Here is a 26,263-nt window from a genome sequence, read left to right as displayed (position 1 = left end):
ATCTATAGAAGGCGGCAAAGCCGCGATAATAACCTAACCCCTACAACCTAAAACCTAACACCTCTAAAAAATTTTAAAAAAGGAAATACAAAAATGGCAAAGCAATTGAAGTTTGATGTAGCAGCTCGCGAATCGCTCATGAAGGGCGTTGACAAGCTCGCCAATGCAGTTAAGGTTACTCTCGGTCCTAAGGGCCGTAACGTCATGATCGCACGCTCCTTCGGTGCTCCGAACGTCACTAAGGACGGCGTTTCTGTCGCTAAGGAAGTCGAACTCGAAGACGCATACGAAAATCTCGGCGCACAGATGGCTAAGGAAGTCGCGAACAAGACTTCTGACGCTGCTGGTGACGGTACCACAACTGCAACCGTTCTCGCTCAGGCAATCACTCGTGAAGGCTTGAAGAACGTCGCTGCCGGTGCAAACCCGATGGACATCAAGCGCGGTATGGACGCTGCTGTCGAAGCTGTGATCAAGGAAGTCGGCAAGATGGCCGTCAAGATCAACGGCAAGGAACACATCGCCCAGGTCGCAACGATTTCTGCAAACAACGACCCGGAAATTGGCGAACTCCTCGCCAACGCTATGGAAAAGGTCGGCAACGATGGCGTCATCACCATCGAAGAATCCAAGACTGCTGAAACTGTCCTCGACGTTGTCGAAGGTATGCAGTTCGACCGTGGCTACCTCTCTCCGTACTTCGTCACGAACACGGACAGCATGGAAGTCGCTCTCGAAAATCCGTACATTCTCCTGTACGACAAGAAGATTTCTACCATGAAGGATTTGCTCCCGATGCTCGAACACGTTGCAAAGCAGGGCAAGTCTCTCCTCATCATCGCCGAAGACGTCGATGGCGAAGCACTCGCAACGCTCGTTGTGAACAAGATGCGCGGCACTTTGAAGGTTGCTGCAGTCAAGGCTCCGGGCTTCGGTGACCGTCGTAAGGCCATGCTCGAAGATATCGCAATCCTCACTGGCGGTATGCTCGTCTCTGAAGACACGGGTGCAAAGCTCGAAGACGCTCCGGTGACAGTGCTTGGTAAGGCAAAGTCCATCACCATCACTAAGGACAACACCACGATCGTCGAAGGTGCTGGTGACGCCGCTTCTATCAAGGGCCGTATCGCTCAGATCAAGAAGCAGATTGAAGCTACCACGAGCGACTATGACCGTGAAAAGCTCCAGGAACGCTTGGCAAAGCTCGCCGGTGGCGTTGCTGTGATCAAGGTCGGTGCTGCTACCGAAGTCGAAATGAAGGAAAAGAAGGACCGCGTCGACGACGCTATGCACGCAACTCGTGCCGCTGTCGAAGAAGGTATCGTTCCGGGTGGTGGTGTTGCTCTCATCCGTGCTGAAAAGGCTATCGACGCTCTTACGTTCGACAATGCCGACCAGAAGACTGGTGCTGCAATCATCCGCCGCGCTATCGAAGAACCGCTCCGCCAGATTGTCCAGAACGCTGGCCTTGAAGGCTCTGTCGTTGTGAACAAGGTCAAGGAAGGCAAGGACGGCTTTGGCTACAACGCTAAGACCGATACTTACGAAGACCTCATCAAGGCTGGCGTCATTGACCCGGCTAAGGTGACTCGCACGGCTCTCAAGAACGCCTCCTCCATCGCCTCGATGATCCTCACAACTGACTGCGTGATCACCGAAAAGAAAGAACCGAAGGCTCCGGCAGCTCCGGCTATGGATCCGTCCATGGGCATGGGCGGCATGATGTAATCCGCTAGAATTTCATATTCTAACTCCACTAAAAATCCCGACTCTTACGAGCTCGGGATTTTTTGTATGCATTTGTCACCCTGAGCGCAACGAAGGGGCCTGCTATTTCTCGTTTTGCAGTACAAGACTTAACCGGGTTCTTCACTTTGTTCAGGACGACGTTAACATGTTCTCTCAGAATGACGCTGTACAATACTTTACTGGATGGGGCTACGCCCCAACTCTTTGGCTCAGTTATGCCCATGCAAACATGGTCGCAACATTGACGCTTCGCGTCTTGCTAAACGGCTCAGCCATATTTGTGCAAGCACAACTGCGGCATTCGCCTTAGGGCATACTCGCCTTCTGAGTTGTCTTTCGCCTTCGGCGTCAGGATGACGCGGTAGAAATAAATCAGGACGACGATGTACAAAAAAAAGGAGCCCGCGCAGGCTCCTTTAAATTTCATCTAATAACCAAAGACTAACGACCAACAGCCAATCGCTAGAACATCTTTCTCGTATTGCGCTTGGGCTGTTGCGGTTCGTCCTTGCCCTTTCCTTTCTTTTTCTTGGGCTGCGGAGCTTCGTAACGGTTGTTTTCGACAACACTCTTGTTACTGAACAACGTAGCGTCATCAGCAGACTTTGTCTGCGACGAGAAATGGTTGCCATCGCATTTTTCGGTCGGACCGTAGCCCGCCGTGTAGAGACAGTAAGTCTTTTCAGAGCAGAACTCGCCTGCGATAAGACCCGTGTGGTTGCAGATGCCACGGCTAATCACGCCAGGCGGAACCGGGAACGGGAGCTTCGGCAAGTCCTTGTGCAACTTAGTCATCGTGGCCATCCAAATCGGAAGAGCGTCTTCGGTACCCGTATGACCGGCACCCATGGTCCCCGGCGTATCGGAACCGACCCACACACCCATCGTGTACTGCTTCGTGAAACCGATGTACCACGTATCCGTGTAATCGTTCGTCGTACCCGTCTTACCTCCGCTCGGGTGGCGGAAACCAGAAGCCCACACACGGCCTGCTGTACCGCGAACGTTCACGTCCTTGAGCATATCGACCATCAAGTAAGCTGATGCCGGGCGCAAGACTTCATGTTCAATCTTGGAATTCTTCTCCACCACCTCACCATTGCGGTCCACGATAGATTCAATCATGTACGGTTCGATACGGTTACCGCCGTTCGGGAACACAGTGTAAGCAGAAGTCATTTCCATAAGCGTTGCCCCCACGGAACCAAGAGCCAAGCTCGGGACCGCCTGCAACGGAGCACGCTTGATGCCGAACTTGCGAGCGTAGTTCACCACGTTGCTGAGGCCATACTTCATACCGGTCAAAATTGCGGGAAGGTTCTTGGATTTGTACAAAGCGCGGCGGAGCGTCATCATGCCTTCGAAGTCATGTTCGAAGTTACCCGGACGCCAAACCTTGTTCGGATTCCTGTCATCCGGATCCGGAATAGTCACCGGCTGGTCATTCACGGAGTCGCAGGGGCTTGCGCCATTGTCCATAGCGGTAGAATAGACGATCGGCTTGAACGAAGAACCTGGCTGACGCAAGGACTGCACGGCACGATTCCACTTGGACTTGTTGAAGTCGCTACCGCCCACCATAGCGCGAATAGCACCAGTCTCATTCTCAATAATAATTGCGGCTACTTCTGCGTGATGATAACGGATACTGTCCGGGAATCGGGTAAACTGGCCACGCCTGTTGCGGACCGTATCAGCCGCGAGATATTCCTTCTTGAAGAGCGTATAGACGCTATCGAAGTGAGCGACAACGCTATCTTCGGGCATGTCGTACTTCTTGGTGAGCTGGAGCCTGCGAGTAGCGCGGTACTTGATGCGGCGACGGACACGTTCAACCTGTGCATAGGCGACACTGTCAAGGAACGCCTGGATTTCCGGATCAATCGTACTATAGACGGACACGCCATCGGCATAGAGCGAATTTTCACCGTACTTCTTTTCCATGTACTTGCGTATTTCTTCGAAGAAATACAAGCCCGTTCCGGTCACGTCTTCTTTCTTGGCGAGCACAATCGGCTCTTCAATATACTTGCGGTATTCTTCGTTCGTGATATAGCCTGCATCACGCATAGCATAGAGCACCGTGTTACGACGGCGCTTGGAAGCCTTCGGGTGACGGTCAGGGCGATACGTTTCAGGGCGCTGCAACATACCCGCGAGCACAGCATATTCCGGAATAGAAAGGCTATCGAGCGGCTTGCCGAAGTAGTACTTGCCTGCCGCCTGGAAACCGTAGTTACCGCCAGCGAGGTAAACTTCGTTCATGTAGAATTCAAGAATTTCTTCCTTCGTGTAGGTCTGTTCGATGCGGATAGCCGTCATCATTTCCTTGATCTTACGGGAAAGCGAACGTTCCGGCGTGAGGAACAAGAGCTTGGTGAGCTGTTGTGTCAAAGTCGATGCACCGCGGAGCTTGTTGCCCGAGACGGCACTTTCGATAAGCGCAGACGGAATCGCCCAAACGTTCATGCCCCAGTGCTTGTAGAACGCACGGTCTTCGGTCGCCATCACGGCATGGATAGCGTTCAGCGGGATCGAGTCAATGGAAGTCCATTCGCGGCGTTCCACGAAGTATTCATGCGCAATTTGACCATCCTTGTCGTAAATATTCGTCACAAGTCGCGGATTGATCTGTTCGAGCTGCGAAAGCGACGGCAGTTCCGGCGAATAATGAATGTAGATGGCCAGCGCAGCGATAAACGCCACGAAAATCGGGCACATGAAAATAAAGAACCAGCGGAAAATCTTGTTGGCAAAAGCAATCTTCACCAAGCTCCAAATTTTCAGCCAAACGAGGGAACCATACTTGACGATGGCCGCGCCTAAAATCTTCATGAATGATTTGAACTTATCCATTTTAAGTCACACTAAAAAAGTTTGCGGACAAAAATAGCTAAATGGTAAAAGTTGTTCAAACCAAGGAGGATGAAATTAGGAAAAAAATGATGTGGGACGCAAATGGGAATGCATAGCAAGTAAATAAAAACGCATGAAATGTGGCCAGGAATGTGCCGAAAGCGACCGAAAAACGCCCGAACCAGCGCCAAAAGCGTACAAAAAACTTATTTTGCAAAAATTTTAAATTTTTTCGCCCTTTACCCTTGACATTATTTTCGATTATTCTATATTTGGACCCGTCAACGAAAGAAGACAACAAAACAAAACGCGGATGTAGCCCAACTGGATAGAGCGTTTGGCTACGAACCAAAAGGCTCCAGGTTCGAGTCCTGGCACCCGCAGAAAAGAAGACCAACCGAAAGGTTGGTCTTCTTTTTATACCGTGCACCGGGCCGAGGCTGCAACGGAAAATGCGCCGGGATGAGAAGGTGCGCATTACTATGTCATTCCGGCCGAAGCCCGTCCTGAGCGAAAGTCGAAGGATGCCGGAATCGCCTTTTTATCCAAAATTTTTAAATATGGTATTTTTTACGTGAAAAACATGCCATAAGCATCATTTTTGACGTAAAATTTCATACAAAAGAATCATTTTATATCTAAAAAACGGCAACAAAAGCCCATTAGCACATCAAAGCACCACAACAACGCACCTACAAAGGGCATTTATAACACTTTTTCTCTAAAAAACTTAGCCACCACGCCCGTTTTTTTCAAACAACATATAAAAATTACGTCAAAAAAGCCTGATTCAAGCTCTTTTTCACGTAAAATTTGGCTTTTTCTTTTTTTTGCCTTTTTACGCAAAGCAAGAACAAAGTAATCAACTGTTACAAGCTTTTGGGATGGAAAGTTTTGCGGTGGGCTGGCGTGAAGCCTTGGCGGCGGATGGCGTCGAGGTGAGCCTTGGTGCCGTAACCGGCGTGCTTGTCAAAACCGTAACCCGGATAAAGTTCCTCTAATTTATCCATATAGCGGTCACGGAATACTTTCGCAAGGATCGAGGCAGCCGAGATACTTGCAATGCGACCATCGCCCTTGACGATGGGCATTTGGATGTCTTGTGGCATCTTGTCGATTTTGAGATTGCCATCGACAGCAATGAGGATTTTAGGACAAGATGGCATTCCCAATACATCGGCGAAAGAGCCTTTGGCTTCGATGGGGATTTCGGGGGCCGTTTCGTTAAGGCCCGGAAATCCGAGCGCTTGCAATGCACGGCGCATCGCCAAGAAGTCCGCTTCAAGAATGTTGATTTCGTCAATTTCTTCGACGCTCGCACTTGCAATCGCATAGCACGCACAGACGTCCTTAACAGCATCAAACATCGCTTCGCGTTTTGGGCGAGAAAGCTTTTTAGAATCATTCAGCGTCAAGAGCGCATCGGGCGACTTGAGCACAGCAGCGCAAGCAACAACGGGTCCAGCAAGCGGTCCACGTCCGACTTCGTCAATACCAACGACAATTGCAGAACCATACGACGCGTTTTCAGAACGCGCACCATTCGCACCCGCAGAAAACAAATCCAAGTCACCGCCAAAAGCGAGAGGATTAGCAGCGAACTTGCGCAGTGCCACCTCCCCTTCTACCGGGGATTCAATGTTTTCTAAAAATGCGGGCAGTTTAAATTTCATTTTTAGGTCTTAGGTTATAGGTTTTAGGCTTTACATCACGTGCTACGCACTTCTATACAGGGCGGCTCCGCCGCGAATTTTATCCCTAACCCCTAACACCTATCACCTTCTCCGCGTAGTCGCGAATAGTTTTCCAATACAAAGCGTGTTCTTGCACGAGAACGCGGGCGGCAAGCGTATCGGCGGTATCGTCTTTCATCACAGGAACTTTAGTCTGCGCCAAGATACGACCGCGGTCAATTTCTTCGCTCACGAGATGCACCGTCGGGCCAGATTCCGTTTCATGCGCGGCAAGCACAGCTTCATGAACGTGATGTCCAAAGAAACCTTTACCACCAAACTTCGGCAACAGAGACGGATGAATATTCAAAATGCGGTCCGGCATGCGCTTGAGCATGCAAAGCGGGAGCGCCTTCATGTAACCCGCCAAAATCAAAAGGTCCACGTCGTACTTGTCGAGAACTTCAAGCATAGCCGCTTCGTACGCAGCTTGATCCGGATGCGTTTTGCCCGAAATGTGGTAAACCGGAATTCCGAATTCTTCGGCATGATGCACAGCACCGCAACCTGCGTTGTTCGTAATCAAAAACTTGCACTGGGCTTCGAGGTCTCCCTCGCCAATGTGATCTATAATCGCTTTGAAGTTGCTTCCACCGCCGGAAGCCATGACGCCAATTTTAAACATGCGCCAAATATAGTTTAGTTATTAGTTATTAGTCTTTAGTCATTAGAAATTTGCATGATAAAAAGGTCCAGCAACTCCATACTCAGGCGAAATTATTAGTTTGTTGTATTTTTTTACTTTTTACAACTACAACAACTAATGACTATTGACCAAAGACTAAAAACCAATCTACTTATGATCGATTCCAGGCGGGGTGCGGAGGTAATAAATAAGGCACGGCACAGTTATGCAGACGATCCAGACAAAAAAGTTGACGTAGACGAACCACGATTCAAAAGTCACGTGGGCAGGGATAACGTAGGCTTTCAACAGGGAAAACACGACGATGAGGAAAACGCCGGGGAGCATATGTGCGATGAGTTTTGTCATACTCTAAAAATAGTTCAATTCAAAAACTTTTCATGTAAAAAGAGTGAAAAATACAAGACTTTACTAGATCCTTCGACTTCGGGCTACGCCCTTCGCTCAGGATGACAATTCAGCCCACCGTCTACTGCCTACCGCCTACAAACAACCAATTTCTAAGCTCTAAGTTCTAAGTTCTAAGCTCTAAAATACTATCTTTCCACTCGTATAAACCTTTAAATATCGGACCTCATTATGAGCATTAAAGAATATCTTGCCGGTGCAAAAATGTCCGGCTCCGTCCAAAAGCTGATGACCCCGGGTCTCGCTGTGGAATTCATTCAGCCGTGGTACACCCCGCTTTCTACAACTCCTTCCACCACGGGTATTGCCGTGGGCGGTATCGGTTCTACGTTTACAGCAACGCCGGCCGGCACGACTCCCGTGATGAACGTGATGCCGGGCGTCCAGGTTCGCACCGAAAAGGCTTCAGATCTCCGCTTCAACAACTTCTTCTTCAAGGAAGCAGTCCTCAGCGCAAAGGCTGCGCTTGTGATTGGCAACTTCACTGCATTCGGCATTTACAACAACAACTTCCCGCTCCTCGACGAGAGCGGCGCACGCGTTTTCGGCGACGCCGACATGAAGGACCAGAAGAAGGCCGAAGCGAAGCTCAACAAGGTTCTCGCCGACAAAACTTTCTTCGAAACGAACAAGGCCGCTTTTGAACGCTGGCACATCCAGTTCAGCGACCGCACTCAGGCTTTGATCGCCGCAGGCAAGGACTCTGCCGCCATCAACCGCGCCGTGCTCATCGACTTCTTTGACGGCATGGTTGGCGAAAAGGCCGCCCGAGAAGGCGCCCTCACCGCCGCTTGGGCAAACGACAGCGAATTCCTCGGCCAACCGGGTTATGACGCAGCCAAGATGAAGTACACCGCCCTCTATCCGGTGAGCGAAACTGTTTACGAAGGCAAGGGTGTTTCCATCACCAAGACGCAGTCCAGCTATGTGACTCCGGGCGACGAACGCCTCTCCAGCCTCCCGGTGAACGCCACCGTCTTTACGCTCGAAAACAACACCAAGGAAACCCGCGAAGTGACGATTGTCCAGATTCAGGACAGCATCACGGGCTACATGGCGAAGAAGGACCGTCAGGGCGTTCAGGACTCCAGCTTTGTGCTCGTTCCGTCTGCACGTTTCCCGAAGGGTGTACAGTTCGACAAGGAACTCGAAGATGGCCGCTCTGTTCGCGGTATCGAATTTTATAACGAAAAGGCTCTCGTCGAAAGCGATTTCAACGGTTGCATGGGCGTGAGCGTGGCTTGGAACAAGAAGGATAACCTCAACGTTTCCGTGAAGCCGATGTTCTACCAGGATGACGCCAAGTCCGTCTTGAAGGCCGCTCTCCAGAGCGGTCGCGTTGCAAACTCCTGGGTCAAGAACGTTTACAGCGGTCGTGAAACGATTGCAGGCGCCATCGCCGTTACCGCAGTCCTCAAGCCGAAGCAGAAAGTTTCCTTCCAGTTCAACATGGTGCTCGACTTCCCGGAAATCAAGCTGAACAAGCTCACCTCCGCCAAGAAGTACACCGCATTCTACCCGGAAGCATACGGCCGCGTGGTCGCCCTCCTTACGGAAGCTCTCGCCGCCGACAAGACTTTCGATGATCGCCTCAAGGCATTTGAAAACCTTGTTCCGAAGAAGCCGGTTGCCAAGCTCTACAAGACTGCCGCCAAGCAGGCTGAATTCAAGAGCCTCGCCATCAACACGCTCAGCTTCCTCGCCGAAGCCACCGTGTGGGACAAGGAAGACCGCTTCTTGGTTCGTGAATGCGCCGACTATCCGTTCTTCAACTCTCTCGACGTTTACTTCTACGGCAGCTTTAGCTTGCTCGCCCTCATGCCACGCCTCGATGGCGTTGTGATGAAGCGCTTTGGCGATGCAATCCTCGCCGTGAACGAAAACCGTCGCCGCCACCACGAATTTGTGAACCTCCCCTACGCCGACCTCCCGGACCCGAAGCTTGAAGGCCCGCGCGCTGTACGTGGTGCAGTGATTCACGACCTCGGTAGCCCCTTCGACGCCGAACCGGATGCCTACGACTGGCACAACGTTAAGGAATGGAAGGACCTCGCCCCGAAATACGTGCTCATGGTCTACCGCCACTACCACAAGACGAAGGACATGCAGTGCCTCGCCGATTGCAAGGAAGCTGTTTACGCCGCCATGGAATACCTCGAAAAGATGGTGAACCCGGGCGAAAACTTCCCGCTCACCCACGGTACGGACGACACGTTCGACAACCTCTGCAGCTACGGCATCTCCGTTTACTGCGGTTCCCTCTGGATTGCAGGCCTCCGCGCTGCAGCAAAGATTGCTGAGCTCCTCGGCGATAACGATCAGGCTGCCAAGTGGAACGCCAAGTCCGAAGCCGCCAACAAGGAATTCACCGAATCCCTTTGGGACGAAAACGAAGGCTACTTCCGCTTCTTCGTGACCCCGATGGAAATGAAGGACTTGAACGTCGAAAAGTATGCCGAACTCCGCGAAGCCGTGAAGATATCGCTCGAACTCCCGGAAGACCCGAACGCAGGCGTGAAGGCTATTAACGAATGGCTCTGCGCAGGCGAAATCCCGGACGGCGAAGACCTCTCCAAGAACGAACTCCGCGGCCTCAAGAAGGCTTGGATTACGGCTCAGTGCAAGGAAGCCTTCACCAAGAGCTGGGAAGCAAAGATTGCTAACGACTGCGACGACGTGTTTGCCGATACGATGCTTGCAGACACTTACCTCCGCTTGCTCGACCTCGAACCGATTACCGACAGCGTGAAGGCCAAGTCTAACTTGCTCAGAATTTTCAATACGAACTATAAGGCCAACAGCCCGCTCATCGGTGCCGCAAACCTTGTCCATAAAGACGGTTCTCCGCTCGACGAATTCAACTTCCAGGCTCACGACGTTTGGATTGGTATTCAGTACAGCATCATGACCGCCATGATGTTCCACGGTTTGGAAAAGGAAGCCTCCGTGCTCGCCGATTCCATGATCGGAAACCTCTATGACGAAGCTCGCGTTCCGTTCGCTGCACCGGAAGGATTCAACGGTTCTTGCCGCCTCCACCCGGAAGCTCTCGTTGCAAAGTTCGGTCTCAGCGCAACTGCCGCCGACAAGATGCACAAGGAACTTTTGAAGAAGGGCGCACTCCTCGCCGACTCCCGCATCAGCCCGAAGCTCCCGCGCAATCTCGCCGCCTTCACGAAGGCATTCGGCGCCATTGCCAAAAGCAACAAGGTCGATGTGAACGAGCTCTTCACGCTCCTCCACAGCACGGCACTCAAGTACACCGCTGGTAAGTACTTCCGTCCGGGCATGGTTTTCGCTCTGCTTTATAAGTAATTGAAAACTGCGAGTTGTCATTCCCGCCAACCTGTCCTCGCTTGACGGGGACGAGCGGGAATCCCCTTCAACTTCAAACAGGTGCTCCAAGCGGAGCACCTGTTTTTTTATACATAAAAGACTTGACAGAGCCTTAAAAATAGTGTATATTCGTGCAGTAGCACAAAAGTGCATATTTTGGAGATTTTATGATAGAACGGGTTCGTGGCATCTTGGTACAAAAATCCCCCACATTTGTCGTTGTGGAATGTGCAGGAATCGGTTACGGCATCAATATTTCGGCATTTACGGCAGGCAAGTTGCCCGAAGAAGGAGCCGAAGTCACTTTGCACACGAATCTCGTCGTACGCGAAGATTCCATGACGCTTTTTGGATTTGCGGATACTACAGAGAAGAACCTGTTCTTGATGCTTTTGGAGGTCAACGGAGTCGGCCCGAAGCTCGCGCAGCGGATTCTGAGCGGAAGCACGCCAGCAGACCTTTTGAACATGATTGCAAGCGACAACAAGTCCGCACTTGGCAAAATCAAGGGGCTTGGCAAAAAGACTTGCGAGCAAATGACATTAACGCTCAAGGAAAAGGCCTCGAACATGTTGCAGTCGCTCGGCGATGTCGAAGGTAGTGGAATAACAAGTGTCGGAGCATTGACTGGAGCAAAGCTCGAAGCGGTTTTGGCTCTGCATACGCTTGGAGTAAAGGACCCAGCAGCAGAAAAGGCAGTCGTGAAGGCAGTCGAGGTTCTTGGAGATGGGGCGGATGCTGCCGCGCTCATTCCGGAGGCTCTAAAGTATTTGTAAATGGAGATGCCCGGTCGAGCCGGGCATGACAAGGATAGACGGCGGACGAGACAGGGAAAATATGGAAGATCAGCGTATAATTTCACCGCAGAAGTGTTCTTTTGACGAAGGCGATACCGACCGCAACTTGCGACCGCCTAGCTTGAGTGAATTTACAGGCCAGGACGACATCAAGGAAAGCCTTTCTATCGCCATTGAAGCCGCCAAACAACGCGGCGATGCGCTTGACCATTGCTTATTTGCTGGTCCTCCGGGACTCGGCAAGACTACGCTTTCAAGCATTATCGCCAAAGAGATGGGCGTAAACATCCACATCACAAGCGGCCCTGTGCTTGAGAAGGCAAGCGACCTTGCAGGACTCCTCACAAGTTTACAAGAAAACGATATTTTGTTCATCGATGAGATTCATCGATTGAACCGCGTGGTCGAGGAATACCTCTACCCCGCTATGGAAGATTTCCGCCTCGACATTATGCTGGATTCTGGCCCTGCGGCAAGAAGCGTGAACCTCCCGCTCAAGCATTTTACGCTCGTAGGCGCCACCACCCGCAGCGGGCTTTTGACCGGACCGCTCCGTGACCGTTTCGGGTTGCAATACCGCCTGGAACTTTATAACGAAAAAGACATTGTCAAGATTTTAATGCGTAGCGCACACATTTTAGGCGTAGAACTCTCGGAAGAAGCAGCCAAGATTCTTGGCGGGCGGTGCCGCGGGACGCCACGTGTGGCGAACCGCGTGCTCAGGCGATGCCGAGACGTGGCTCAGGTGCGCGGCACAGGAATCATTGACGAACGCGCAGCACTCAAGACGCTCAAAATGCTCGGCATCGACAGCGAGGGGCTCGACCCGACCGACCGCAAGATTTTAGCCATGATGATAGACAAGTTCAATGGCGGGCCCGTCGGGCTTGGCACCATCAGCGCAGCCATGGGCGAAGAACCGGACACGCTCGAAGAAGTCTACGAACCATACCTGCTCCAAAAGGGGCTAATTTCTCGCACCCCGCGCGGCCGCATCGCCACGCAGAATGCCTACAGAATGCTCCACAAGCCGATTCCTAAGTCCATGTTTAGCGAGCAGACCGAACTAGAGCTGTAAAGCACTTACGCCTACAAAAGCTTTGAGGAAAAAGACGATTTACTTCACCAGTTTTTTTGTCTCTGCTTTACCCCCTGCTGCTTCGGCGCGGATAAAGTATGTTCCCTTGGGATAATTTGCGGGAACACTCCAACCATTAGTCTCGCCAAGGCAATTACCGTTCATATCGAATACGGTATATTTCGAGTAAGCATGTTTCACAAAAGCCGATTTCGGTAGCGCCATCGTCTCGTCATTTGAGCTAGACTTGCGCACCTTGAGTTCTTTCGCCATGAACTCAATGATGTAGGAGCCATCTCTTTCAGGAGTAAGCTTCTTGCCAGCCTGTTCCACAACCGCATTTTCGCCAACGCTCTGCGTATCGATTTTCACACGCAACGGCACGCTTTTCGGCATGTGTTCATTCGGAATTTCCCAGGTCACCCAAAAGCCATCATCCGTCTTTTTTGCAGTTGCAGCATCCACGACAAAATGAGCTCGATAGTAGGCACCAACAGTTCCAAAAGGCGCAACCCACAATTTATTTTCGACGGCATGTTCAAAAATCTTCTTGATGTCCGACGGGTTAATGGCGTAGTCATCCCCCACATCGTCCGTGACGCCATGATTCAGCACCACAAGCCATGAACCATCCTTCACTTGCACATCCCAAGGGTTTGCTCCTTCGAAATTTCCGATGAAGGCCGCCGTATCAAGCGCCGAAAGCATTTCGGCGACAGTCGCCCCCGAGCGCGTCCAAATTTTTGCCCGAAGACTCATCCAGTCCGGCTCCGTATCCCAATCGTTGCGTCCATGCCAACCGCAATCACGATTGATAAAATGCCTTGAGGCAATCACGCTTTTGATTTTGTCGTTATTTTCACAGAACGGTGTCGCAAGAGAAGTCACCTTCACATCGGCGCCCTGCTCTGCAAGCGTACTTTCAATCGTATTTGCAAACTTGACAATTTCTTCTTCAAGTTCGCTATCACCAACTCCGGTCAAATGCGGATGCGACTGCGTATGGTTCCCCATTTCATTCCCCGCTTTCGCAAGCGCGGCAAAACCCGAGGCATTCTGCTTCAAGCCATTTCCCATGCTCGTAAGAAAAAACGTCACGTGGACATCCGGCAGGTCATCCAGAATCGGCTTAAGGTTCTGCACCTGATTTGCGTAAGCATCATCGAAAGTAAAACTTACAGCACCGACACAACCATTCCAAGGGACCGTCTTAATGGGAGTTTCTGCCATACCAAGCCCCGTCAAGCAAAGGGAAACACAGCTAGCCACAACTGCGGCACGCATTCCGTTTTTACAATTTTTCATAATCCGAATCCAACAACAAACACTTTATTTAATTAGGCCAAAGTGCGCCTCTCTCATAATTTTACTAAATTTCACCTGTTCAAATTTAAACAAGGATTAACAATGAGCAAGAATTACAAGATTGCTGTGCTTCCGGGCGACGGTATCGGCCCCGAAGTCATGAAAGAAGCTGTCCGCGTGCTGGACGTCGTTTCTAAGAAGTTCGGTTTCGACGTGAACGCCGAATGGGCAAACGTCGGTGGTGCCGCCTATGACGAAAGCGGTTCTCCGCTTCCGGAAAGCACCCTCAAGCTCGGTGAAGCTTCTGACTGTATTCTTTTCGGTTCCGTGGGTGGCCCGAAGTGGGAACACCTCCCCCCGAACCTGCAGCCGGAACGCGGCGCACTGCTGCCGCTCCGTAAGCACTTCAAGCTTTTCTGCAACCTCCGCCCGGCCCGCGTTTATAAGGAACTCGCAGGCGCATGCCCGCTCCGCGCTGACATCGTTGGCGATGGTTTCAACATCCTCACCGTCCGCGAACTGACGGGTGACGTTTACTTTGGCCAGCCGAAGGGCCGCGAAGGCGTTCCGGGCTCCAAGGAAGAAATCGGTTTCGATACCATGAAGTACAGCCGCTACGAAGTTGAACGCATTGCCCGCTTCGCTTTCGACGCCGCTATGCTCCGCAACAAGAAGGTCGCTTCTATCGATAAGGCCAACGTGCTCACCACGAGCGTTCTCTGGCGCGAAGTCGTGAACGAAGTCATCAAGGACTATCCGGAACTCACTCTCGAACACCTCTACGTGGACAACGCCGCCATGCAGCTCCTGAAGCGCCCGCGTGAATTCGACGTGCTCCTCTGCCCGAACCTCTTCGGCGACATCCTCACCGACGAATGCGCAATGCTCACCGGTTCCATGGGTCTCCTCCCGTCCGCTTCTATCGCCGAAGGCTCCTTCGGTCTCTATGAACCGGCAGGTGGCTCCGCTCCGGACATCGCAGGCAAGGGTATTGCAAACCCGCTCGCACAGATTCTCTCTGTGGCCCTCATGCTCCGCTACACCTTCAAGGAAGAAGAAGCTGCAAAGGCTATCGAAGCTGCTTGCGAAAAGGTCATCGCTCAGGGCTACCGCACTGGCGATATCTACCAGGAAGGCTGCACCAAGGTCGGTACGACTGGTATGGGCGACGCTATTATAGCCGCACTTGCCTAAGTGTAACTAAGAACCTACGACAGGCAAGTGCTCTCACCTCCACGACTCGTTAATATGAGTCGCTTGAGGCTCACAGATTAAGGCTCTCGCTTAATCACTCGCATTTTTGCGACAATGCGCACCACAGCGCAAAAAGCGACCGGATTTCTCCGGTCGCTTTTTTATTCCTCCTATCGATTTTATTTTTCTTGAAGAGCGTCTATAAACCTGTTTATATAATCAATGGCGCTGTCGCTATTAGATTTTTGTCCTTTCCACACGTTTAGTTCATCAACAAAGAATTCCCTAATCGGAGTATTCGTTGAAAACGAGCCCTTATTGCCAAAAGCATTTGCAACCTGCAATGGAGAAGCATAGGACGACCACTCAATAATCAAATCCTCTAAAAGATTATTGACAATCAAGTGGCCTCGGTTACGAACATATTCTCTTTTGTCAAAATCAAAAGTTTCGCCAGAAAGCCCAACTGCGCTCATGATTTCTTTATCGGCACGTTCCTTGGCATCGGCCAAACTGCGACCCGAGCGAGCTAAACGGTGCAAACGAAAAGTTTCCAAAAATGTCATTGCGTTTATGTCGACGGTTCTCGATTTTCTCAAATCGACAATCACGCTATACGTCGCCACAAAACGGTCCTTTTCATGATCATACAAGTCAAAAGACCAGGAACCGTCCCATTGCCAAGAATCGCTTTCTGCATACGGAGCAATTTCAATTTTCACATACGGGCCACGCAGTGAGACATGGTCAAACGCAAACTCACCTGTAGAGCCATCGCAGCGGCTATAGAACACCACTCCCGTTGTATCCAAGGTAACGGAATCTAGTTCCGCCATCCTTACCATGGTACCCGCATCCGCCACACGTCGCAACATCGTTGAATTTGTTGCGGTCGATGCAGATAGATGCGAGGCATGGCCTTCGACCGTGATATTGTCAAGAGCTACGCGATTATCTTGTTCACTCAGGGCAGGATCCGTCACCGAATCACCGACATCCGAGCAAGCTGTCAACGCAGCAGCCATCAACATGGCATAAGCAATTTTAGAAACCTTCATTTTCACCCCAACTCGTTTTTATGATTCAATTACAATTCAATTATTTAATGACATGCAATGAGCATATAGAGAATCAGCGATTGCGCTAGCATCCTGGTAGGACATTGCAAGCCTATCATTGAATTCAGTCATCAATTCAGTATACTCAAGCGTTTCACTTGTCGTACCGTCAGTACACATAATCTCATGAGGAAGCGGGTTGTCGCAAGGTTTTTCCCTTATGGACATTTTCTTGTTAAAGAAAGAAACCAGTTCTTTTGTAGTACTACCAAAACAAGCCTTCGCAGGTTCGGAAAGGGAATCAACACCATCGCCAAGATTTTGCATTAAGTAATAATAACTGCTGAAAACACTATCTCCTTTTAAAATATCTATTCTATCATCTGTATAATCACATTCACAGAATGAACTCATAACGGCAACAGGTTCACAATCAATTCTGACAGGATGAAGGTTATTCGTAGGAACTTTAGGCGTATTATAGCGACTTATCCCTGCAATTTTAAACTCTTCTCTATAATCATTTTGACTATAAGATCCGTCTAACACAAAACGGAAGCCCTTTAAATGAGAAATAACATCATACTTTGATGGATAAATTTTCCCAGGGACCTTTCCAAACATATAATCAAACGAGAAATTGTCCCATGAAAAACAAAGTTCCTTAACACTTGAATCAGTCTTAGAAACAGCCCCCATATTACATATATAATCATCATAAGTTGTATGATCCATCAACGCTGCTAACGAATCATCAGGGATAAGTTCTAACACATAAAAACCGCCTGAATACGAAACACAAATGCCGCCCATATCGCGAGCATCAACACCTTCAAACTTTCCCGAAGCATCTTTACCGGCAAGATAAAAATCAATATAGAGAAATCTATGAGGCGACTGATAAATAGGATGATCAGGAATATTATTTGTACCCTTAAATAATACGGTTCCGCACAAAATACCACCACACTTGTCTATAGCATCAGCAAGCGCCATTGAATCATATTCAGCAGTCGCGTTCCCAGGCCATTCCACTTCAATTTCAGCATTTTCAGGATATGTACTCACAGTCCAAATACCCGAAGTATTCGTCCCATTATCATAACCAGTGCGGACGCGATAGCCCGTTGTCGGGCCCCACATTTCAGGCGACCAGATGCAGCCTTTTTCAATGGCTTCCAAGAAATCCGTCACGCCCATCACACTGCACAGCACAGGCGATTTCGGCATTAAATTATTTTCCATATTTGGGACACTCGTCGAGCCCGAAACCGGCAATGCATTGTCGGAGCATGCGGCAAACAAAACTGTCCCAAGAGCAAACAAACTATAAAGCTTTTTCATATTAAGCCACCTCATCTTTATTTAATTTCCAAGTTAGCGGGAACAGTTGCATATTCAAATGATAGATTTGATCGGCTTTTTCTGTTTCCGAAGCCATTGCGGCAATCTTTTTGCGGAACGCATCGATTTCTTGAGCAATGCGCTCGTAACATTCGCGATTGACCGTAAGGGTCACGCTCGACACGCTGCGCTCTTGCGGTTCAAAGCGTTCAATAGATTCACTGGCAAGTCGCAACATTTGGCGTTGCATCGAGTGTACGGCATAGGTCATGCCTTCCTTTGACGCGGTCACGTTCTTTTCGGTTTGGCGATACGAGCCGTCCGCACCTTTTTTCAGGAATCCCGCTTTCGTCAGGAACTCTAGCGACTTGCTGACTTCGGCAGCGGAGATTTCGTTGCAGCACGTTTTCGCCATCTGCCCTGGGGTGGCCCCATTCATCATCGGTGCAAGTTCGCGAACGACCTGATTTTTCCAGCCATCGAAATATTCAACAGCCTCCTTATCGACGACGCGTACTTTAAATTCAAGCGCAATCTGGCGCATTTCTTTCCAATACGGCTTTTTGGAATCGTCATCCTTGGCATTGCAAAAATTGACGAGCGCAATGAAGTAGTTCGCTTCATAGCCCGCAAGCCCCATTGCCGAAATCATGCGGTTCATCGACACTCGGCTCAAATTGCTCTTGCCTTCACTCACAAGTCGCAAGTAAGTCGGTGAAGAAAACCCCGCAAGTTTCGCAAATTCCCGCCAGGAGAAATACGAAGTCCGCTTTTGCGCTTCGTAAAAATCCTTGATTAAGGGATGGTAATCTTTGTATTCTGTTATCGGTTTCATATTATCAAATATACCCTATTTACGGTTGCCAATGACACAAAACACATGTTTTTAGTTAAAAATCAACATTAAAAATAAATATTTTTCGTATATGACACAATAGGATTCCCGCCTACGCGAGCATGACGCGTTTTGCACACACAAAAAAACCCGGAATTAACCCGAGGCCATCAAATAGCGTAATTTTATGAACTTACTTTGCGCAGCCAGTGCCGAGCGTACCTTCGAGCATCGATACACAGGAAGAAAGATAGAAGTTGGCCTGTTCACTACCGGCAAGAGCTTCTTCGCAGCCGCCCATTACTCCCGGAACATCGCACGAAACCATACCTCCCGCAGCTGCGGTTGCAGAGCTGGAGCTCGTTTCAGAACTCGTTACAGAGCTGGAGCTGGTTTCGGTTTCGCTGCCAGCCGGAATCTTGTCTTTGCACATGCGGAGTTCGCTATTGTACATAGATTCCTTTTCAGACGTAATGCCCGAAGAAGAAACATCCATCAAGCCCTCAGCAGAGCAGTAATTGTTTCCAGAAATATCCGTGAAGTTCTTCGCGATGCATTCTACATGCTGCAACGGATGCTGTTCGGCCTTCACACGCAACTTCTTATCAAAAAGGAACGACTGAATTACAACAACACTGTCCTGACCGCGCCAGCCTTCATCGAGATAGGAATAAGACCATTCGTTGTCTTCGGCCTTGAAATCGCAAGTCGTCTTTGTTGCAAGAGGGATCCTATCATAGGATCCGCCGTTAACCGCTACGCCACAAGCTTTCTGCACGGCGGCATGAACAGTTTCGCGAGCGTTAGCTGCAAAGAAACCCTTTTGTGTAACCGTACCGGCAATGACAACCGTGCTACCGTCGCAATACTGCACGCCAACAAATTGACCATCACTGGAACTAAAATCAGAAGCGCCATCAGCGATCCTGCAAATCATACTAGCCTGGTTACCCGTATAGCGGATCGTATCGAGAATAACAAGGTTTTCGCCATCAATTTTATAGATAGTCTTGACATTGGCGTTACCCTTGCTGTTGCTTGCCTTGTAAGACATTTCCCAAACATTGTCTGCTGCCGCAAAAGTGCAAGGTTCAGCTTTAGCAACGGAAGAACTAGAAACTGTTGCAGAAGAACTAGAATTTGCATCAGAAACACTTGAAGAGCTTTTTTCAGACGGACTAGATTTCGGAGCGCCGCCGTTCACGCTAGAAGACGATTCTATGTTATTCATATTATTGGATATAGGATTTGAAGAATCATCTCCGCAAGCCATAAAGTTCATCGCTGTCGAAAGAGCAATACCCAAACCAACTTTTTTATAATTCATAAATAACTCCTTTTTTTATATGTAATCGCAATATACAAATAGCCCCAAACAGAAAAATCAAAATACATGAAAAAAAATTTTGAAACAAAACAAGAGTTATCATCACTCGTCAAATTTCATATTGCGTTTAGATAGCGTTACGTATGGCTTCAGGGAACTTGGAATTATCCATTTGTCGCGATTAAAATCATAGCTAAAACGCTCTTTATGATTCTGGTTATTCACTGTCGCTACAATCCGGTCACCATCCTTAACCGTCAATGATTCGTAATCTAAATTCAATGCAGGTTTTACAATTTTAGATGAATCCTCGGCATCCGGGCTTATACGTATAAAATAATCAAGTCTTCCATTATTTTTCGAAGAACCATCGCCAAACAAAATCTTTTTATCGCCAAGATTAATTTCATTCACGCGAGCAGATAGCTTTAAATCAGCAGCGTCAACATAGCTGTTATCAAGAACCATGTAACCCAACAAAAGATAAATACGATGCTGGATATAAGCAACAAAATCAACATCAAAATTTTCAGTTTTAAACAAGCCAAAATCAATATTCTTAGTAAGTTCAAGTGGTTTAAGCGTTATTTTATAAACCAAAACATTTTCTTGATCCCGAAGTCGAATCGTTCGATTCTTTTTTACCTTCGAATAGCTCATTAAATTAATCAGTCCACTTTTATTATAGACATCATCCAAATCTTCAAAGGATTTATTATACATCGAGACATTCCGTAATGTCATGTTTTTGCGAATATGTCGCTTAAGCGAATCGGTTATCTCTTTTATTTTAATTTTTCCGCCTTCAACGCCTTCCTTCAATTCTGTAGCCTCCGTAGTAGCATACAGAACAAATCGGTCATAATTATCAATGGTTTCGATTAAGTTTTTCAGACTAAAAAAATCTCTTCCAAATGAAAAAACAGGATTATCTAAAAAAGGAATTTCTAATTCTTCAAACGCACCGAAATATTCTTCTATAGACAGATAAAAATTTTTATCATAGTATTGTTCCAAATAATCTTTTACAGGGAAATCGACTCTTTTGACCTTTTTGACTTTTTCTATCGGGCCTACGTTATCTTCAATTCCATTTTTCGTTATAGAAGCATTCAAAAAATCCCATTTAACACCAATCGGCAAAGACTCTGTTTTTTCATCTGTTATGCCCGGAAAATCCAAAACAACCGATATCACGTTAGATGAAAATAAAATCTTTTCATTTTCATAATGCATTGTATTTTCCGTCAAAATAGATGCATCCACTTCGGTTTCTGTTCTAAGGTTGCCTAATTTAACTTTCTGATTTTTTATTTTAGGAGTATATTCTATAAAAAACTTGTTATAAAGTGGAAATTCAACAAATTGATCATTTGTATCCAAATTCAAAAGATCTATTGAATGAGATTTTATTTCTGATCTATTAGAAATGATATAACCACTTATACCCATCTTAAAATCTATTTCAGAAAACAATTCTTTAATAGTTTGTAAAGAATCAATACTTTTTCGCAATTCGTTTAAATCCAATCGGAAAGAAAGGTTGCTCCACTTAATTTTCGAGGCGATTACATTCAACAAAGCCGTTTTTTCTTTTTGTACGAGTTCAACCATTTCAAAAGTGCTATACTCGTTATCCCCTATTTTCAATTTTTTCCCGACAAATGGGATTTCATAATTTTCATCTAATTTAAGAGATGACGTATCAAAAGCTGTTTTTTGTGATTTAAGCCTATAAACTCCACTCCAAATTTTGAAACTATTTTGATAATTCTTTGCTTTTTCTTCAGGAGTATAATTTACAGTATCTTCAATGGAGCCTTTCGGGAAAAGATAATTTATCTTAGGACGATCAGCAGGACGGAATCTCCAACTAAATTGCGATGGATGAATACGTACACCAGGTTTGGGATGTGGGTGTACACGTGGTTTTGGGTGAACCTCTATCACAGAAGGTTCCACAACATTCTCACGATGATTTTTGGCTATATCCTTATCTTCATTGCATGCGGAAAACGCTAATGCCAGCAACAGCATTACAAGAACATTTAAGCCCCGCGTTTTCCACGAATCCATACACATCATCAATCTCATTTTCCAATCCTCATAAATTCATCTAATTTTCGCAATATACAAAAAAGCCCAACTCGAAAAGAGCTGGGAGATTGCCTAAAGGCGATTCCCGCTCGGAGGCGGGAATGACAAGTAATTAAGCGTTCTTCGTGAAGTCCACGTATGCCTTGAGCACGTCGAGGAAGACTTCGTCCGGAGTGTTGTCGCCAACGATGTGGCTGATGATCTTCGGATCGTACTTTTCGAGAACCTTAGCGGTGGATTCCTTGTAAACCTTGAGACGGTTCTTGATGACGTTTTCGTCAGCGTCGTCCTTACGGCCTTCGATCTTAGCGCGGTTGAGGAGGCGTGCAACGATAGTAGCTTCGTCCTTGATGTCGAGAACGAAGATGTGCTTCACGTCGACGATCGGCTTGATGAGATCGACCTGTGCAACCGTGCGAGGAATACCGTCGAGGAGGAGGGTGTCCTTTTCCGGGTTAAGCTTGTTCGTATTCACGAGACCTTCAACAAAGCGGCCGAAGATTTCAACGGTAGCTTCGTCCGGGACGAGGAGGCCCTTGCTGGAGTAAGAAGCAAGGAGCTTGCCGGATTCGCTAGACGGAGCGATGCCACGGAAGATGTCTCCCGTGGAGAGGTGCTTGAGAGCGGTCGTAGCGGCGAGCTTTGCGCCCACAGTGCCCTTGCCAGAACCCGGAGCACCGAAGATAAGAACTGCAGAAATCTGAGACATTTATAACCTCATAGGTTGATTGTTAAAATTTTCACCGCAAATTTAGAAAAATTAGGCGCTCACGCTTAACTCACTGATGGCAAGTGCGGGCACTTTGTAGCTTGCAAACGGATCGCGGTATTCGTTGCCGACCGCCACGATGTTCTTGATGATGTCGAAGTAATTGCCGCTGAGCGTCACTCCATCGACCGGATGTTTAATAGCCCCGTTCTCGCACCAGAAACCGTGCGCCCCGATGCTGAGTTCACCGCTCACGGAATTGCAACCGGAATTGCCTTCCAGGCGTACAACGAGCAAGCACTTCGGGAAGAGCTTCAAAAGTTCCATGGTCGTCATGCTTCCAGGCGGCACGAGCATGTTGTAGAAACTCGTGGACATCTTGCTACCGAAGCTGCGAGCGCCATTGCCTGTCGTTTCGCGGCCCGCCTTGGCAGCCGTTTCAAGGTTGTAAAGAGCCGAATTGAAGACACCGTTTTCAACGACCTTCACGCGTTTGGTGAGGCAACCTTCGGAGTCGAAATAGAACTTGTGTTCAAACATTTCGCCTGTCGGATCGTTCCACAACGAGAACACATCACTGGCAATTTTTTCGCCTTCCTTGCCGTCGAGACGGGACTGGCCCTTCTGCATCGTTTCGGCGAAGAACGGCTGGCTGTACATGCCGAGGAAACGTGCGGAAATGCGTTCCGAAAGAATCACCGGAATCTTGCCGCTTTCGATTTTCTGGGCGCCAAAAAGTTCCGTTGCATATTCGGCAGTCTTGCTTGCAATTTCATCGACAGAGAATTCGTTCCAGTCGCGGCCATTCTTGACAAAGTTGCCAAGCTTCTTGACGCCACCCCGGCTTGCGACTGCACCGGCACCCGCAGAAGCGCAGTTCGAGCGGGCTTCGTAGAAAAGTCCCGTGTTGTTTGCGACGATGGAATAATCCTTTTCGATATCGCCACCGAGGTACGGGATATTCTCGATTTCCTTAGACTTTGCAAAAGTCGCCTTTTCAAGCTCTATGCAGAAGTCCTTCATCGTAGCAAGGTCGAGCGATTCAAGCGCCGGATTGTAATTCGGTTCGCCCTTCGGGAGTTCAACGGCCTGCGGGAGCGTAATGTCGATTTTTTCAGTCCACTGCGTGTGACAAAGAGCGTCCTTGAGCGTCTGGCGCAAGGCTTCGTCGGTGAGGCGTTCTGTATGCGCGTAACCCGGACGGCCATCCTTGATGACGCGGACACCGAGACCTACGGAATCCGAGATTTCGGTATTCTGCACCTGGCCCTGAAAGACGGACAAGCCTTCGGAATGGGTGTTAGAAGCGATGACATCAAACTGTTCGGCTTCGCCCTTGGCGAGGTCACACATAAAAGAAACGGCATCTTTAATATTCATATCGCAAGTATAATAATTATATAGTCATTGGTCATTAGTAATTAGTAATGCCCGCCAGAGCCTGTGCTGAGCGAAGTCGAAGTAAGCAGGGCATCTCCCATTTATCGAGAAGCGCGGCTTTTGCGTTCGAGCATTTTCCAATAGGCGGCGGGGCTTCCCGTTACCGATTCAAGCGCATTCGCCATCTCGGTCGAGATGCTGATTTCACCCGCAATGAGCTGGTCGAGCATTTCTACAGAAACGCCCACCCTACGGGCAAATTCCGGCTTACCAATCTTAAGCCATTCAATTCCTTCGAGGATCGCCTGTCCCGGCGTCGGGGTTCCATGTCTTGGCATATTTTGCGCCTCCAGCGCAGTTGGCAGAACTTAGTTGGCAGAACTTAGAAAATCTAAGCTCTAAGTTCTAAAAATTTACATCTTTCCAGCCTTCAGCGCCGAAGCGGAGGTCACGTTCCACGAATTCCCAGATGAGGAGCTTTTTGCCCTTGAGCACGCTAGCCTTGCGGGCTAGCTTTTCGCGAACGAGCGTCGAGGCGCCGCCATCGCTTACGATGGATGCAACCGGGCGGTTTACGTTCTTCGCAAAGTGCGCAATCCATCCGGCGTTCACCGGCGAATCGGTCTGGTAAATACGGCTGAAGCTGTCACCGAGAATCAAGATTTCGGACTTGCGGAAATCGTCTTTGAAAGGAGTGATTGTGGTGTCGTAAAGCACAGTGTCTCGTTCGCAAAGCGCAGACTGAGCCGTAAAGCAAGAATCGTTCTTTTTGCAAGCATTCTTTGCCGCTTCAACACAAGTCGAATCCACCGGGAGCTTTTCGGTGCGTTCCTTGATATTCTGCTGAGAAACCACATGTCCCGTCACCTTCTGCACCTTGAACACACCAAACTTGTTGAGTCCGCTCATCTCGCCCACATCGCCCATGCGGTCTGCCACGGAATCAGAAGCAATATAGCGCGCATCATCCTTTCCGCGGAATTTGACAATTCCTGCATCCACCATTTCACGGACTTTCTTCGCAATCACGTCAGCCGCAAGTTCCGCCCCGCGCGGGGTCCAGTGCGTGTCGTCATTCAGGTACAACGGACCTTCTTCGGAATCGCGGGACTTCGCCGCAAGCAATGGCGTATATAAATCTACAGTATTAAAGCCAGCTCGCGTGAGGGAATCAAGAATCTTCTTGCCATGCGACTGGAGCCCGGCGGCATTCCCGACTGCGGCTGCATTTCCAGCACCCGCAGCACCTGCGACTCGAGAATCGCGCCCCGTCAAGCGTTCGGTATAGATGCTCGGCTTGCCCGGCGTAATCACCACCAAGAGTTCCACGCCCTTCGCCTTGAGCTGATCACGGAACTTTTCAATCGCCTTCACCGGATTGTCGAGCTTTGCACTGCGCACATCAAGCGGAGACGGCTGCACCAGGAATTCCACATCCTGGCGGTAGAAAAGCCACTTGTCTTCGGGCTTTGCCTCTTCCCTGCCGCACGACTTGCCGATGCAATTGCCAGCAGCGCCGAGAACGACCTTCTCGCCCGGATCGCTAAAGAGGTTCCACACCGCAAGCTGGTACTTGGGGCGCAGAGCCAACACAATAGCGCTCTCGTCATCAATCTTATTTTCGAAAGCACGCAAATAGCGGCTCGTCCACACGCCGTAATGCTTCACATCCAAGAACGCACGCCACAGCGACACATGACCAAGATCCGCCACAAGCGACTTGATGCAAGAATCTGCCTGCGGGAACGATTCCGGTTCGTCCTCCAGCTTTGAGAGGAGCGTATCCGCCAACTTGAGACTCTTGAAACGAGCTTCAGCGGTATCAAGTTCGGCATACGTATTCACCGAAAGCACCGCAGCTTCCAAATCCGAAAGCGAAGAAACCACAGGCTCTAACGCATCCGCCGTCTCTGCTCCAGCCGCAATCGCCTCGCGAGCCGCACGCCACTTGGCATCGAGCGAGTCCGCAGCCGCAGCGACCTTTTTCTCGCGCACAATCGGAGTGTAAACCACGTCCTTGAAAATGTCAAACGGCTGGAAGCGCTTTTCGCCACGCAAGTCGGCAACCGCTTGCACGCCAAACGGAACCAGCAAAAGGACAGAAAATACAATAACGGATATTAAATATTTCTTATTCACGGGAGATAAGATAGAATTTTGTGAAGTAGTTACTAGTTAATAGTTAGTAGTTTCTAGTGATATATCGTAGGAATATATGTCGTTATAGAAGTTGATGTAGTAAGGCATGTATTCTTTATAGAAATGCACCCTAAGTGTTTCAACTCCAACAAGCGTCGGTGTTTCGAATGTCAGGCACGAATCGCTAGATATAATCGCTTTTAAGGAAGTTTCCCATGCGACAACAGGCACGTCAACACAAATTTTGACGATTTCGTTCTTTTCGACTTCGA

At 48.9% G+C, this 26,263-nt stretch carries 19 protein-coding genes, 1 tRNA gene and 1 pseudogene; 6 read left to right on the top strand and 15 right to left on the bottom strand.

Annotated features, from left to right (window positions below):
- The first annotated feature begins 93 nt into the window (after nt 1-93).
- Entirely contained in the window at nt 94-1,728 is a 1,635-nt protein-coding gene (gene groL / locus B3A20_RS03335) for a chaperonin GroEL (protein WP_072828114.1), read from the top strand.
- A gap of 483 nt (nt 1,729-2,211) precedes the next feature.
- Here groL and B3A20_RS03330 read toward each other — a convergent pair whose 3' ends face one another.
- Nucleotides 2,212-4,605 carry a penicillin-binding protein 1A gene (locus B3A20_RS03330; protein WP_290761790.1) on the bottom strand — a complete coding sequence of 798 codons (2,394 nt, stop codon included), beginning with the start codon at nt 4,603-4,605 and terminating at the stop codon, nt 2,212-2,214.
- 309 nt (nt 4,606-4,914) lie between these two features.
- On the opposite strand from B3A20_RS03330, the gene B3A20_RS03325 reads away from it, so the two are divergent.
- Nucleotides 4,915-4,988, top strand: a tRNA-Arg gene (locus B3A20_RS03325).
- A 486-nt stretch (nt 4,989-5,474) separates the two neighbouring features.
- On the opposite strand, the gene B3A20_RS03320 is transcribed toward B3A20_RS03325, so the two are convergent.
- From B3A20_RS03320 to B3A20_RS03310, 3 genes are all read right to left on the bottom strand, one after another.
- Nucleotides 5,475-6,278, bottom strand: a complete 804-nt coding sequence (locus B3A20_RS03320) for a ribonuclease HII (protein ID WP_290761787.1) — start codon at nt 6,276-6,278, stop codon at nt 5,475-5,477.
- Between the two features lie 85 nt (nt 6,279-6,363).
- Nucleotides 6,364-6,963 carry a phosphoribosylglycinamide formyltransferase gene (gene purN / locus B3A20_RS03315; protein ID WP_290761784.1) on the bottom strand — a complete coding sequence of 200 codons (600 nt, stop codon included), beginning with the start codon at nt 6,961-6,963 and terminating at the stop codon, nt 6,364-6,366.
- A 168-nt stretch (nt 6,964-7,131) separates the two neighbouring features.
- Nucleotides 7,132-7,332: a hypothetical protein gene (locus B3A20_RS03310; protein ID WP_290761782.1), complete on the bottom strand. Its 201-nt coding sequence runs from the start codon at nt 7,330-7,332 to the stop codon at nt 7,132-7,134.
- A gap of 231 nt (nt 7,333-7,563) precedes the next feature.
- On the opposite strand from B3A20_RS03310, the gene B3A20_RS03305 reads away from it, so the two are divergent.
- The 3 genes from B3A20_RS03305 (at nt 7,564) to ruvB (ending at nt 12,603) form a co-directional block, all read left to right on the top strand.
- Nucleotides 7,564-10,707 (top strand): GH116 family glycosyl hydrolase, encoded by a 3,144-nt coding sequence (locus B3A20_RS03305; protein ID WP_290761779.1) that lies wholly within the window; start codon nt 7,564-7,566, stop codon nt 10,705-10,707.
- 188 nt (nt 10,708-10,895) lie between these two features.
- Nucleotides 10,896-11,504: a Holliday junction branch migration protein RuvA gene (ruvA, locus tag B3A20_RS03300; RefSeq protein WP_290761777.1), complete on the top strand. Its 609-nt coding sequence runs from the start codon at nt 10,896-10,898 to the stop codon at nt 11,502-11,504.
- 61 nt (nt 11,505-11,565) lie between these two features.
- Nucleotides 11,566-12,603, top strand: coding sequence for a Holliday junction branch migration DNA helicase RuvB (gene ruvB / locus B3A20_RS03295; protein WP_349680061.1), 1,038 nt, complete (start codon nt 11,566-11,568; stop codon nt 12,601-12,603).
- 39 nt (nt 12,604-12,642) lie between these two features.
- On the opposite strand, the gene B3A20_RS03290 is transcribed toward ruvB, so the two are convergent.
- Complete coding sequence (locus B3A20_RS03290; protein WP_290761773.1) at nt 12,643-13,908, bottom strand: polysaccharide deacetylase family protein; 1,266 nt, start codon at nt 13,906-13,908, stop codon at nt 12,643-12,645.
- A 102-nt stretch (nt 13,909-14,010) separates the two neighbouring features.
- On the opposite strand from B3A20_RS03290, the gene leuB reads away from it, so the two are divergent.
- A complete protein-coding gene (gene leuB / locus B3A20_RS03285) occupies nt 14,011-15,102 on the top strand; it encodes a 3-isopropylmalate dehydrogenase (protein ID WP_073424356.1) in 1,092 nt (363 codons plus the stop codon).
- A 179-nt stretch (nt 15,103-15,281) separates the two neighbouring features.
- Here leuB and B3A20_RS03280 read toward each other — a convergent pair whose 3' ends face one another.
- The 10 genes and pseudogenes from B3A20_RS03280 to B3A20_RS03235 all read right to left on the bottom strand — a co-directional run.
- On the bottom strand, nt 15,282-16,160 hold the full coding sequence (locus B3A20_RS03280; protein ID WP_290761769.1) for a hypothetical protein: 879 nt from the start codon (nt 16,158-16,160) through the stop codon (nt 15,282-15,284).
- A gap of 36 nt (nt 16,161-16,196) precedes the next feature.
- Nucleotides 16,197-17,504, bottom strand: coding sequence for a hypothetical protein (locus B3A20_RS03275; protein WP_290761767.1), 1,308 nt, complete (start codon nt 17,502-17,504; stop codon nt 16,197-16,199).
- A gap of 1 nt (nt 17,505) precedes the next feature.
- Nucleotides 17,506-18,339, bottom strand: coding sequence for a TIGR02147 family protein (locus B3A20_RS03270; protein WP_290761765.1), 834 nt, complete (start codon nt 18,337-18,339; stop codon nt 17,506-17,508).
- 193 nt (nt 18,340-18,532) lie between these two features.
- Nucleotides 18,533-19,666 (bottom strand): hypothetical protein, encoded by a 1,134-nt coding sequence (locus tag B3A20_RS03265; RefSeq protein WP_290761763.1) that lies wholly within the window; start codon nt 19,664-19,666, stop codon nt 18,533-18,535.
- A 102-nt stretch (nt 19,667-19,768) separates the two neighbouring features.
- The gene (locus tag B3A20_RS03260; protein ID WP_290761761.1) at nt 19,769-21,760 is read right to left on the bottom strand and encodes a hypothetical protein; all 1,992 of its coding nucleotides are present in this window, start codon (nt 21,758-21,760) and stop codon (nt 19,769-19,771) included.
- Between the two features lie 115 nt (nt 21,761-21,875).
- Nucleotides 21,876-22,472, bottom strand: coding sequence for an adenylate kinase family protein (locus tag B3A20_RS03255; protein ID WP_014547240.1), 597 nt, complete (start codon nt 22,470-22,472; stop codon nt 21,876-21,878).
- Nucleotides 22,473-22,523: 51 nt separating this feature from the next.
- Nucleotides 22,524-23,852, bottom strand: coding sequence for a TldD/PmbA family protein (locus B3A20_RS03250; protein WP_290761759.1), 1,329 nt, complete (start codon nt 23,850-23,852; stop codon nt 22,524-22,526).
- Nucleotides 23,853-23,953: 101 nt separating this feature from the next.
- Entirely contained in the window at nt 23,954-24,190 is a 237-nt protein-coding gene (locus B3A20_RS03245) for a helix-turn-helix transcriptional regulator (RefSeq protein WP_290761758.1), read from the bottom strand.
- A gap of 67 nt (nt 24,191-24,257) precedes the next feature.
- Nucleotides 24,258-25,991 carry an alginate O-acetyltransferase AlgX-related protein gene (locus tag B3A20_RS03240; protein WP_290761757.1) on the bottom strand — a complete coding sequence of 578 codons (1,734 nt, stop codon included), beginning with the start codon at nt 25,989-25,991 and terminating at the stop codon, nt 24,258-24,260.
- A gap of 36 nt (nt 25,992-26,027) precedes the next feature.
- Nucleotides 26,028-26,263: pseudogene (locus B3A20_RS03235) on the bottom strand (hypothetical protein); the annotation flags it as partial.

Source organism: Fibrobacter sp. UBA4297 (genome assembly GCF_002394865.1).
GTDB lineage: Bacteria > Fibrobacterota > Fibrobacteria > Fibrobacterales > Fibrobacteraceae > Fibrobacter.
The sequence above is the reverse complement of the archived record's forward strand: the minus strand, read 5'-3'. Positions and strand labels throughout refer to the sequence as shown.